Annotated in this window: 8 protein-coding genes; 4 read left to right on the forward strand and 4 right to left on the reverse strand. The window is 58.5% G+C overall.

The window, feature by feature from the left end:
* Position 1: 1 nt before the first annotated feature.
* Positions 2-2,629: a dermonecrotic toxin domain-containing protein gene (locus AFK24_RS00590; protein ID WP_065831395.1), complete on the reverse strand. Its 2,628-nt coding sequence runs from the start codon at positions 2,627-2,629 to the stop codon at positions 2-4.
* Between the two features lie 30 nt (positions 2,630-2,659).
* Between AFK24_RS00590 and AFK24_RS00595 the strand changes: the two genes are divergently transcribed.
* From AFK24_RS00595 to selO, 4 genes are all read left to right on the forward strand, one after another.
* Positions 2,660-2,848, forward strand: coding sequence for a hypothetical protein (locus tag AFK24_RS00595; protein WP_065831396.1), 189 nt, complete (start codon positions 2,660-2,662; stop codon positions 2,846-2,848).
* Positions 2,836-4,578 carry a potassium/proton antiporter gene (locus tag AFK24_RS00600; RefSeq protein WP_065831397.1) on the forward strand — a complete coding sequence of 581 codons (1,743 nt, stop codon included), beginning with the start codon at positions 2,836-2,838 and terminating at the stop codon, positions 4,576-4,578. The genes AFK24_RS00595 and AFK24_RS00600 overlap by 13 nt, the downstream gene beginning before the upstream one ends.
* A gap of 35 nt (positions 4,579-4,613) precedes the next feature.
* Positions 4,614-8,021 carry a mechanosensitive channel MscK gene (gene mscK, locus AFK24_RS00605; RefSeq protein WP_065831398.1) on the forward strand — a complete coding sequence of 1,136 codons (3,408 nt, stop codon included), beginning with the start codon at positions 4,614-4,616 and terminating at the stop codon, positions 8,019-8,021.
* A 177-nt stretch (positions 8,022-8,198) separates the two neighbouring features.
* Positions 8,199-9,662, forward strand: coding sequence for a protein adenylyltransferase SelO (gene selO, locus AFK24_RS00610; RefSeq protein WP_065831399.1), 1,464 nt, complete (start codon positions 8,199-8,201; stop codon positions 9,660-9,662).
* Here selO and AFK24_RS00615 read toward each other — a convergent pair.
* The 3 genes from AFK24_RS00615 to AFK24_RS00625 all read right to left on the reverse strand — a co-directional run bounded on the left by AFK24_RS00615 (position 9,601) and on the right by AFK24_RS00625 (position 11,913).
* Complete coding sequence (locus AFK24_RS00615; RefSeq protein WP_139110425.1) at positions 9,601-10,518, reverse strand: hypothetical protein; 918 nt, start codon at positions 10,516-10,518, stop codon at positions 9,601-9,603. The genes selO and AFK24_RS00615 overlap by 62 nt on opposite strands.
* 26 nt (positions 10,519-10,544) lie before the next feature.
* Positions 10,545-11,351, reverse strand: a complete 807-nt coding sequence (locus tag AFK24_RS00620) for a hypothetical protein (protein WP_139110426.1) — start codon at positions 11,349-11,351, stop codon at positions 10,545-10,547.
* Between the two features lie 106 nt (positions 11,352-11,457).
* Positions 11,458-11,913, reverse strand: a complete 456-nt coding sequence (locus AFK24_RS00625; RefSeq protein ID WP_065831402.1) for a hypothetical protein — start codon at positions 11,911-11,913, stop codon at positions 11,458-11,460.
* Between the last annotated feature and the right edge of the window lie 438 nt (positions 11,914-12,351).

The following is a 12,351-nucleotide window of genomic DNA, read 5'->3' on the forward strand; positions in this document are numbered from 1 at the left end:
TTCATTCGGGGAAGAACAACTCAAGCAACCCCTCGCCTTGCGGCCCGAGCCGTGCTGCGTACTCCTCGCGGCTGAAGGGCTGACCAGTGCGCAGGTCAAAAAATCGACCCTGCGATTGACCGGCTCGATACAACGCGGGATGGTTTTCTTTCAGCTGCACCTTGATGAATTTGAAATGCTCGCCTGCCACTTCCTCGATGCTGTCGATCTGGAAATAATTGCCCGGCTTGAAGAGTGATTCAGCCTCTTGCCAGTCGCCGGAAAACGGGGCGATTGGCGTTGCACTGCGATAGGCCTTCTTTGGCAGCTCGAACACCACGGAAGTGTCGTCAAAGGTAATCGCCGCGCCTTCGAGCATTTCGCGCTCAAATGTGTAGGATTGCGTACCGGCCTGACTGCTGGAAAAGACTCGCGCCAGGTAGGGATTTTCGCTGAACGAGGTGAAGTCGGTGTTGACCAGAATATCGCCGACCTTGAGCTGCCCGGAACGAAAGGCAATGCCCGAGGTGCTGCGAAGACCGCTGCCGCCGCGATACAAGTCCACATCATTGTTGTAGCCGATGCTGTCGATATCCTCGACAAGCTCTTCAATGAGCTGCACCTGCGCGGCTGAAGCGCCGTCGCCAGTGCGCAGGTAAGTGTTGAACATCCCGTCATATTGCGTGTAGTCCGCAATACGCCCGCCGACATACTCATCTCCGGTCTTGAACAAGCGGTGTTCATCGCCCCAGGCATCGACGAGGACTCGTTCCCCTTCCTCGTTGGTGGCGATGAGTTCATCTTGCTCAAGGTCTGAATCGGAGTCCGAATCAGGGTCGAACTCCCGAATCGTTTCGTCCACCACCGCCTCTTGTCGGGCGCGGGCGAGTTTGGACAGACGCATCTCGTCCTTCAAATCGAAGCGCATGTAAACGTCCCAGAAAGATGTTGTTGTCGTCGCCTGAGACGAGCCAGACGTGCCTTGCGCAGACGACGGACCGGGCGTTTCCTGCATCGGCGCGCCGCCTTTCAGTGTGGGCGGCGCCAGCAGTTCCCATTCGCCAAGCGCGTTGAGCCGCACCGGTTTGGCGCCGTGGAAAGCAAAGGGGTTCTGCGGATCGACAATGGTCCAGCTGCGCAGCTCCTGGCGGTAAAGCACGCGATAAGGCACGCCACGCATTTCGATCCAGGTTTCGCCGTTGGCGAGGAAATGCACACCTTGCAAGCGGCCAGCTGTCTTGGGTGCTTCAGCGGGCAAAATCAGATTACCCTCCAGGCCCCCCAGTGACTCACCGCTGTCGGCCACCGGCACCCAGCCTTCGATAGACATCTCGGCACTGATTGCGCCGAGCATTGGCAGGTTGAACGCCACAAACACCGAGTTGAACACGGCACCGAGCACACCCGCCTTGCGCAGACCCGGCGTATTGCCATTAACGGCTTGATCAATGTTCAAGCCGACATTGGCCAGCCCCGCGCCCACCAGCGTGAGCGCGACCGGCCAGCTCAGCGGGGCGGCGGCACCGAACACCCGGATGAAGGCGTTCAGATAACCGATCCACATCTGTTTGTTCAGGCTGGCGTTGGAAGTCAGCCGTTGCGCCTGCACGTGCATGTTGTGTTGCGCCAGTTCGCGCAGATGGTCGAACACGTCACCCGCAATGACTTTATCAAGGCGATTGATGACCTTTTCGTCAGACCATTCATTGCGTTGCAGCTGGCCGATCCAGCGGTCGAACGCGCCGCCATCCTGATCCTTGGCGGCTTGCGAGGGAAAAAAATGCAAGGTGAAGGCGGTTCGTGATGCGTCGGTTGCGCAACGCTCCAGCACCCAGGCGCGCAGCTGGTCGGCGTTGGCAAAACGATGAAAAGCCGGTGCCTGGCCTGGCACGTAGAGAATCTGTACGCCCTGGCTGTCGACAATACGCACCACGTCACGGGCGACATATTCGCCAATATCGAAGCTGCGCAGGCTGATGCCCGCTTGCGGCGCAACCCGAGCCTGCAAGGTGCTCAAGGTCATGGCGAGTGGCAGCGAGTCAGCAACGGCGCGCGTAACCGTCTGGTAGTCGGCGTCCGACAGCGCGCCACTGCGCTGCGCCTGCCCTGCCGCGGCCAGGAAGTGCGCCTTGCCCAGCGTGCGAAAGTTCTCGCTGTGGGTGATCCAGAACTGGTTGATCCTGCGTTCATAAACCGCACGGAAGTCCAGGTCCCAGAAATCCCGCAAGACGACCTGCGGCAGCATCGCCACCTCGTTACGCTCGTCGTAGACGCCGTGCTGCGGGCCGTCGGTATAAAAGCCGCCGTAGAGTTGCAAATCATCGCAAGCGTCCTGATCCCTGGCACTGAACCGATGTATGACCAATTCGACGAGGGTCATCGATTCGATGGGCGTCCCCGAATGCTCCCAACCGGTGAACGTTCGGCTACTGCTCACGGCACCGCTGAATCGATGCCAGTAAACCTTGCCGGGATTCAGGCGTTTGCCCGTATGTTTTTTCAGGATATGCAGCGCGGTGGCATAAGCCAGGCCGTGGGCATCCGGGTAATCCTCGATGTACTGGCGGGCAATTTTCTTCAGGCGCAGCTCATCGGTGAGCGCTGGTTTTCCGACAGTCGCAGTCGGGGTAGAGGGGCCAATCGCAGGCATGACATTCGTTCCTTGAGTGAAAGAGAAGTCATGCACGTGATCAAAAAACAGCGGTTGCAGGCCCCTATATATGTACTGCGCTTTAATGTTGTAACCTTTTTTGACAGCCAGCCAATTCAACAGGTTAGAATCCTTGGCACGCGGACTGCATGGTCATTTCGCGCCCTCATCTTTTTTATCGTCATATTTCGTCTGGAGTACCGCCCTTGGATGCTGTGACCATCAACAGCGTGTTCTTGATCGGCGCGTTGCTGGTTGGGGCAAGCATCCTGGTCAGCTCGCTGTCATCACGCCTGGGCATCCCGATTCTGGTGATCATCCTGGCGGTGGGGATGGTCGCGGGCGTCGACGGCGGCGGCATCATTTTTGACAACTACGCCACGGCGTATCTGGTGGGCAACCTCGCGCTGGCGGTAATCCTGCTCGACGGCGGGCTGCGTACGCGGGTTTCCAGTTTCCGGGTCGCGCTCTGGCCAGCGTTGTCGCTGGCCACGGTTGGTGTGCTGATCACCACCGGCTTGACCGGCATGATGGCTGCCTGGCTGTTCAACCTGAACATGATCCAAGGCCTGCTGATCGGCGCCATCGTCGGCTCGACCGACGCCGCCGCAGTATTTTCCCTGCTGGGCGGCAAAGGCCTGAACGAGCGGGTCACCGCCAGCCTTGAAATCGAATCCGGCAGTAACGACCCGATGGCGGTGTTTCTTACCGTCACCTTGATTGGCATGCTCGCCAGCGGCCAGACCGGCCTGGAATGGAGCCTGCTGACCCATCTGATTCGCGAGTTCGGGATCGGCGGCATCATCGGTCTGGGTGGTGGCTGGTTGATGCTGCAACTGGTCAACCGGATCAATCTGGCCAACGGCTTGTATCCAATCCTGGTGATTGCCGGCGGCCTGGCGATCTTTGCCTTGACCAACGCCATCCACGGCAGCGGTTTTCTGGCGGTATACCTGTGCGGTCTGGTCATGGGCAATCGCCCGATCCGCAGCCGCCACGGCATTCTGCATATGCTCGACGGCATGGCCTGGCTGGCGCAGATCGGCATGTTCCTGGTGCTGGGCCTGCTGGTCACGCCCCACGACCTGCTGCCAATCGCCCTCCCCGCTCTGGGCCTGGCGCTGTGGATGATTCTGGTGGCGCGGCCGTTGTCGGTGATGGTCGGCCTGCTGCCGTTCAAGGCCTTTCATGGTCGCGAAAAAGCCTTTATCGCCTGGGTTGGCTTGCGTGGCGCAGTGCCGATCATTCTCGCAGTGTTCCCGCTGATGGCGAACCTGCCCAATGCGCAGCTGTACTTCAATCTGGCGTTCTTCATCGTGCTCGTGTCCTTGCTGCTGCAAGGCACCAGCCTGCCGTGGATGGCCAAATTGTTGAAAGTCACGGTGCCACCAGAACCCGCACCGATTTCCCGTGCGCCGCTGGAGGTTCATCCGACCAGCGAGTGGGAGCTGTTCGTTTATCGTCTCGGCGCGGAAAAATGGTGCATTGGCGCCGCCCTGCGGGAACTGAAAATGCCGGAAGGCACGCGTATCGCAGCGCTGTTTCGCGGCCAGCAACTGCTCCATCCGTCGGGTAGCACCACGCTGGAAGTGGGCGATCTGCTCTGCGTAATCGGCCATGAACATGACTTGGCAGCGCTGGGCAAACTGTTCAGCCAGGCTCCGCAACGGGGTCTTGACCTGCGCTTCTTCGGCGATTTTGTTCTCGAAGGCGACGCGCAGCTGGGCGCGGTGGCGGCTTTGTACGGTCTGAAACTGGACGGCCTGGATTCGAACATGCCGCTGAGCAAGTTCATCGTGCAGAAGAATCGCGGCGAGCCGGTGGTGGGCGATCAGGTTGAATGGAATGGAACTATTTGGACTGTTGCAGTGATGGAGGGGAACAAGATCCTCAAAGTCGGCGTCAGATTCCCGGAAGGAAGCCGCCCGGGTCCCGGGTTGTTCCTCTAAACTGCCCTTCTATTCGATCAGCTCGACCGGTGTCTATGTTGCCCCTGCGTACTTTCTTTGCTGCCATTCTGCTCGGCCTGTGCCTGTCTTCACTCCCTGTTCTGGCTGCCGACCCGCCCACCAGCGAAGCGGTGCAGCAAAGCCTGGACAAAATCGCCGACCGCAAACTGCCGGACGCCGATCAAAAAGCCTTGCAGCAGGTGCTTGAACAGACCCTGACGTTCCTGTCCAACAAGCGCGAAAGCGAGCAGAAGCTGACGTCGCTCAAGCAGCAACTGGCTGAAGCGCCCAAGCAGACCGGCGAAAACCAGCGTGAACTGGTGCGCCTGAAAGCCAGCAAAGTCATCCCGGTGGCCCAGCGCTACAACAATCTGGATGTGCCGCAGCTCGAACAATTGTTGAGTCAGCGCAGCACCCAGCAAAGCGATCTGCAAAAAGCCCTCAATGACGCCAGCAGTCTGGTGATCACCGCCCAGACCCGTCCCGAGCGCGCCCAGGCCGAAATCAGCACCAACCAGACGCGCATCCAGCAAATCAACACGCTCCTGAAAATGGGCAAAGACAACGGCAAAAGCATCAACGCCGATCAGCGCAACCTGCTCAACGCGGAACTGGCAGCCATCAATGCGCTGACGGTCCTGCGTCGCCAGGAACTGGCGGGCAACAGCCAGTTGCAGGATCTGGGCAACAGCCAGCATGACTTGCTGACCGAAAAGGTCGCCCGTCAGGAGCAGGAAATCCAGGAGCTGCAAACCCTGATCAACGACAAGCGTCGCGCCCAGTCGCAACAGACCGTGACGCAGCAATCCCTGGCAGCGGAAAAAGCCGGCAGCAGCAGCCTGCTGGCCACCGAAAGCGCCGCCAACCTCAAGCTTTCCGACTACTTGCTGCGCGGCACTGACCGCCTCAATGAACTGACCCAGCAGAACCTCAAGACCAAGCAACAGCTGGATAACCTGACCCAAAGCGATCAGGCGCTGGACGAACAGATCAACGTGCTGCGCGGCAGTCTGCTGCTGTCGAAAATCCTCTACAAGCAGAAACAGGCACTGCCGCACCTGCAACTGGACAAAGGCCTGGCCGATGAAATCGCCGACATTCGCCTGTATCAGTTCGAGGTCAATCAGCAGCGCGAGCAGATGAGCAGCCCGGCGTCCTACGTCGAGAAACTGCTGTCCACGCAGCCGCCTGAAGATGTCACCCCGCAGCTGCGCAAAACACTGATGGACATGGCGACCACGCGCAGCGACCTGCTGGAGCGCCTGAACCGCGAGCTGAGTTCGCTGCTCAACGAATCCATCACGCTGCAGCTCAATCAGAAGCAGCTGGTCAGCACCGCCATGAGCCTGCGCGAGACGCTGGACGAGCAGATGTTCTGGATCCCCAGCAACAAACCGCTGGACGTCGAGTGGTTTCAAGGCATCTGGCCGCGCCTGCAAAAACAGGTCACGACTTTGCCCTGGGCGTCGAGTGTCAGCGAGCTGAGCGATGGCCTGACCCAACGTCCGCTGCTGTTCCTGCCGCTGTTGCTGTTGATCGGCGTGCTGATGTGGAAGCGCAAGGCGCTCTACCACAAGCTCAACCGGTTGCACGCCGACATCGGCCACTTCAAGCGTGACAGCCAGTGGCAAACGCCGCTGGCGATCCTGATCAATATTCTGCTGGCCATGCCGCTGGCGCTCGCGTTGGCGCTGTGCGGCTATGCGCTGCAGATCGATGCACGCGGGCAAAACACCAATCTGGGCGCGGCATTGCTGCAAATCGCCCTGGCGTGGCTGGTGTTCTACACGGCCTATCGCATATTGGCGCCGGGCGGCGTCGCGCAGCTGCATTTCCGCTGGGAAAAGGCTCAGGTCGAATTCCTGCAACGCTGGATTCGCCGCCTCGGTCTGGTGGTTCTGGCGCTGGTGGCGGTGGTCGCCGTCGCCGAGCATCAGCCCGCCGCGCTGGCCGACGATGTGCTGGGCATCGGCGTGGTCCTGGCCTGTTACGGCTTGATGGCCTGGCTGCTCAGCCGCCTGCTGCTGGTCAGCCCGACCCACCACAATGCTTCGCTGTTTCGCAGAGCCGTCGGCCTGGTGTTTACCGCCTTGCCCATCGCACTGTTTGTCGCGGTGTGCTTCGGCTATTACTACACCGCGCTGAAACTCAGCGATCGCTTGATCGACACCCTGTACCTGCTGATGTTCTGGCTGGTGGTCGAAGCTGCGTTCGTGCGCGGCCTCGGGGTTGCGGCGCGGCGCCTGGCGTATCAGCGCGCCCTTGCCAAACGGCAGGCCGCCAAGGAAAGCGGCGATGGCGATATGGTGGTTGAAGAGCCAACGCTGGACATCGAGCAGGTCAACCAGCAATCCCTGCGCCTGATTCGTCTGGCGCTGCTGGCCGGTTTCATCGGCGCGCTGTACTGGGTGTGGTCGGACCTGATCACCGTGTTCTCGTACCTGGACAACATCACCCTGTACGAATACACCAGCGGCACCGGCGCAACCATGAGCATGGTGCCGATCAGCCTCGGCGACATGATTGGCGCGCTGGTGATCATCGTCATCACCTTCGTCCTGGCCAGCAACTTGCCCGGTCTGCTGGAAGTCCTCGTGCTGTCGCGCCTGAGTTTGGCGCAGGGTAGCGCTTATGCGACCACCACGCTGCTGTCCTACGCCATCGCCGGCGTCGGTTTCGTCTCGACGTTATCGGCACTCGGCGTGAGCTGGGACAAGTTGCAGTGGCTGGTGGCGGCGCTGTCGGTCGGCCTGGGTTTCGGCATGCAGGAAATCTTCGCCAACTTCATCTCCGGCATCATGATCCTGTTCGAACGCCCGGTGCGTATCGGCGACACCATCACCATCGGCAACCTGTCGGGCACGGTCAGCAAGATTCGCATCCGCGCCACGACCATCACCGATTTTGATCGCAAGGACATCATCGTCCCGAACAAGACGTTCATCACCGGGCAGCTGATCAACTGGTCGCTGACCGATACCATTACCCGGGTAACCCTCAAGCTCGGCGTCGATTACGGCTCCGATCTGGAGCTGGTGCGCCGCCTGCTGCTCAAGGCTGCTCAGGACAACCCGCGCGTCCTGAAGGACCCGGCGCCGATCGTGTACTTCCTGAATTTTGGCGAAAGCACGCTGGATCACGAGTTGCGCATGCACGTGCGCGACCTGGGTGACCGTAACCCGGTGCTCGACGAGATCAACCGTTTCATCAACAGCGAGTTCAAGAAGCAGCACATCAACATCTCGTTCCGGCAGATGGAGGTGTACCTGAAAAACCTCCACGGCCAGGAATACAAACTGGTGCCGGTCGAGGACGAGCCGTCGAATCCAAGCGGGCCGCTCAAGCTCGATCAGGGCTCCGCCGACGAACCGGTCAAGACGACCACCCCGATAAAACCGGCCCCCAAAGACGCACCTGAACCGCCGGAACTGCGCCTGGACTGAATAATGTGGGACCGGCTTTAGCCGGGAAGGCATCATACAAACGACAAAGATGCAGCGAATGTGCCGGCCTCTTCCCGGCTGAAGCCGGTCCTACAGGTAACCCCGCCATTAATGCCGCAACTGGACGCATAGCGAGTAACCCAGCAGAATGGTCGGACATTCTGCTGGAGATGGCCCTTGAAAGCCCTCGACGAACTGACCTTCGATAACCGCTTTGCCCGCCTGGGCGACGCGTTCTCCACTTCGGTACTCCCCGAGCCCATCGCCGACCCGCGCCTGGTGGTTGCCAGCGATGCGGCATTGGCGTTGCTCGATCTCGATCCTGCACAAGCCCAAACGCCGGTGTTCGCCGAAATTTTCAGCGGCCACAAACTGTGGGCCGACGCTGACGCTCGGGCGATGGTGTATTCGGGGCATCAGTTCGGCTCCTACAATCCGCGCCTGGGTGACGGGCGCGGCCTGCTGCTGGGCGAGGTCTACAACGACGCGGGCGAGCATTGGGACTTGCACCTCAAGGGCGCCGGCCAGACACCGTACTCGCGCATGGGCGATGGCCGCGCGGTGCTGCGCTCGTCGATCCGTGAGTTCCTCGCCTCCGAAGCGCTGCACGCGCTGGGCATTCCCAGCAGCCGCGCCGCTTGCGTGATCGGGTCCAGCACGCCGGTCTGGCGGGAGAAACAGGAACGCGCAGCGATGGTGTTGCGCCTGGCGCCGAGCCATATTCGCTTTGGCAGTTTCGAATATTTTTACTACACCAAGCAGCCGGAACAGCTCAAGGAACTGGGCGAGCACGTGCTGGCCATGCATTTTCCGCAATGTCTCGAACAGGCCGAACCGTATCTGGCGATGTTCCGGGAAATCGTCGAGCGCAATGCCGAACTGATCGCCAAGTGGCAGGCCTATGGTTTCTGCCACGGCGTGATGAACACCGACAACATGTCGATTCTGGGCATCACCTTCGACTTTGGGCCGTTCGCGTTTCTTGATGACTTCGACCAGAACTTCATCTGCAACCATTCCGATCACGAAGGCCGCTACTCCTTCAGCAATCAGGTGCCCATCGGCCAATGGAACCTCAGCGCGCTGGCTCAGGCCTTGACGCCGTTCATCAGCGTCGAAGCCCTGCGCGAGACCCTCGGCTTGTTCCTGCCGCTGTATCAGGCGCACTACCTGGACCTGATGCGCCGGCGCCTGGGCCTGACCAGCGCCGAAGATGACGACGAACAACTGATCAGTAAACTGCTCAAGCTGATGCAGAACAGCGGCGTGGATTACACCCTGTTCTTCCGCCGCCTGGGTAACGATCCCGCCGCCGACGCCTTGCGATCATTGCGCGACGACTTCGTCGACATCAAGGGCTTCGACGCCTGGGGCCAGGAATACCTGGCCCGCTGCGCCGGGGAAGACAACGGCACCGGGCAACAACGCCAGACCCGCATGCACGCGGTCAACCCGCTATACATCTTGCGCAACTATCTGGCACAAAAAGCCATCGATGCTGCCGAAGACGGCAACTACGAAGAAGTCCGTCGCCTGCACACCGTGCTGTGCAACCCCTTCACCGAACAACCCGGCATGGCTAACTACGCGGAACGACCGCCGGAGTGGGGGAAGCATCTGGAGATAAGTTGTTCGTCTTGAGGGTTGGTGTTTCGGGGGCGACAGCGGCCGGAGTTGCTGGTGGGGCTGCCTTGGCTTTGGCTGGTGTCTCGACTGTGTCAGCGGCGTCCTTGGCGGGCTGCTTCTCGGGCTTCTTCTCCGGCCGCTGAAGACCGGCGAGGATTTCGAACAGATTGGGCAGGTGGTCATCCTGCTTGGGGATACCGCCGTCGTTTTTGATGTTGTCCAACAAGCGGGTTTCATAACCCTCGTCATATTGGGCCTGCTCGATTGCGGGCAGGGCTCGGTAGTGCTCCAGGACCTCAGTCAGAAACTTGGGATACTTGCCGGTAACACTGGCCTCTAAGCTTCCTTGCGCTACGGTCTTGAACCTCCAGTCGGACTCGATCTTTTGCGCATCGCCCCACGCCACACGCCTCTCATTTACGGTATACGGCCCTTTGTCGTCATAGGCTATCAGCACCAGCTGTTCCCTCGACAATCCGGAGAAAGGACTTTTGCCGCCCTCGTCACCCGAGAATCTCTTGGCCAGAAACGCTGTGGCCTGTTCAGCCCGATTGAGCAGGTCAGGGTCGTCAGTCTTGGGCACTTCGCGATTGTGAACGTCTTTCAGCCCCTCGTAATTATCCACCAGCGATACCAGTATCCTGTCCGCCTCTGTACCCAACTCACTGCGGCTGAGCGTTCTATCACGATTTTCCGCGCGAACCGCACTTTCACCCAGTTGGCGGGAAAGGGCAGACATGCTGGCCTTGTCTGATTTTTCGTTGAACACTTTTACCGGGCTAGTTGATTGTCCGGTCGACAGCATACTTTCAGTTGCAGGCGCTGGCCTGGAAACAGCAGACGTAGCTGGACCTTGAACTTGAATGACCATACGCGACACCTCTGTAGATTTAATATCTAGTTACTGGTCGTCGTGACCGAAGTCGCGCCAACTGCCGGACTGGCTTCGTCAGCTGTCTCTTGGTTGTCAAATTTTTTAAGCTTGGCCAGAACTTCGAACAGGGTCAGGATTTCGAAATCTTTAGGTTTCTTACCGTTAGGATCACTGTCTTCCTTGATCCTGGCCAGCAGGCGTGTTTCGTATTCTTCGGGGTAATCGGCCTGCTCGATAAGCGGAAGGGTTTTATAGTGGTTTAGCACTTCGGTATAGAACCCTGGAGTTCGGCCATCATTCATCGCAGACTCGATATCGGCAGGCCCCCATAAAGTTTTGTTCCACTTAGATTCAAGGCCAACGATTTCATAGTAGGCAGCGTGCCTTTCGTTGATCGTATAGGGTCCATGTTCGTCATGGACGATCAAATTCAGCTGTTCCCTCGACAACTCTGCAAAAGGGTTTTTGAGGCTGCGACCATGCAGATGAAAGCGGGTCACATAATCGGTGGCGTCTCTCGCCCTTTTCAATAAGTCCTGATCATCAGTATCGGGAATTTCGCTGTTATGCACAGGGTTATCGCTCGTAATCTGACTGCGCAGCCTGCGCGCCTCGACTCCGAGTTGCCGCCGGTCCAGCGTCTTGTCCCGCACCTCGGCGCGCTCGGCACTTGCTGCCAACTGACGGGACAGGCTGGACAGTATTGGACCTCCCTCGGATTGAGCAGGTGCAATCAACCCTGTTTTACTGGAAGCGACAGAGGCAACAGGAGTGACTTGTGAGGTCGAGGTATTTATAACGCGGGTGCTGCCAGGAATATTATTTATCATGAGCAGGCCTTTACAAGGGACAGGATAAGAAGTCCGAATAGCCCGCCGGCATGAATATATATATTTCCATGGCGGCTGCGGCTATTCAGACTGCATGACGCAAGGCTTATTTCATTGAGAATTCGACTGCCCAATCGTGCGTGGCGAAATCAGTCCCGGTGATCCTTGCTTCGCAGCGCGCTCCACCCAGCGATTGTTCGCTTTTGTTCCACTTCGGCACGGTCCCGCTACGACTCGGCAACTTGAGATAGCTGGTTGTAAATTTGCAGGTCTTAGCCCCCATTTTGTACTGAAACACGACTATTGTGACATCAGGAGATTGCGCGCCCCTGACGCGATAGACATCAGACTCATGAGCCTGAACTTCAGGCATCGGTTTTGGGTTAGCCTCGGTATAACTATAGGCGCTGCTACCCACCACATCATAAATTGCTTTCGAATCGCTGTTATTCTTGAACGTAATCGTCACCTCGGGCCCTGCCTGAGCATAACCCGCCATAGTCAAAGCAACGACAACACCAACAGCAGCAACACCCACTTTCAACGCTTTTTTATTTTTCATCTCTAAGTACCTTTCAAATAACAATGAAAAAACGGTACCCATTTTAAAAACAACCGACAACTACTCGAAAGGATAGGCATTTGGCAAAGCCCTGTATTTACAGGGCAACAGCTGATAAACAATATTGGATTTTCAGATAAGTATCCATTCACCGTAAGAGCGGTCCTACAGAAATATAATTAAGTAACTCCCGACTACTGGGGAGAAGTTGTTAATGGAGTTGAAGTGAAGACCGAACGTGGCCCTATTGGCGAGGCTTGCTGTAGGACCGGCTTTAGCCGGGAGGGCAATTGACGCTCTCGCGACTAAAGTCGCTCCTACGGTCGCTCCTTGGCCGGTTCGCGGGCAAGCCTCGCTCCAACGAACTCCATCGCTTCGGATGGCAGTTACAACTACGCGCCAACCGGGCGGTACAATCGGCGCACTGCAACTCAATGA

It is taken from the genome of Pseudomonas syringae, assembly GCF_001698815.1.
Classification (GTDB): Bacteria; Pseudomonadota; Gammaproteobacteria; order Pseudomonadales; family Pseudomonadaceae; genus Aquipseudomonas; species Aquipseudomonas syringae_A.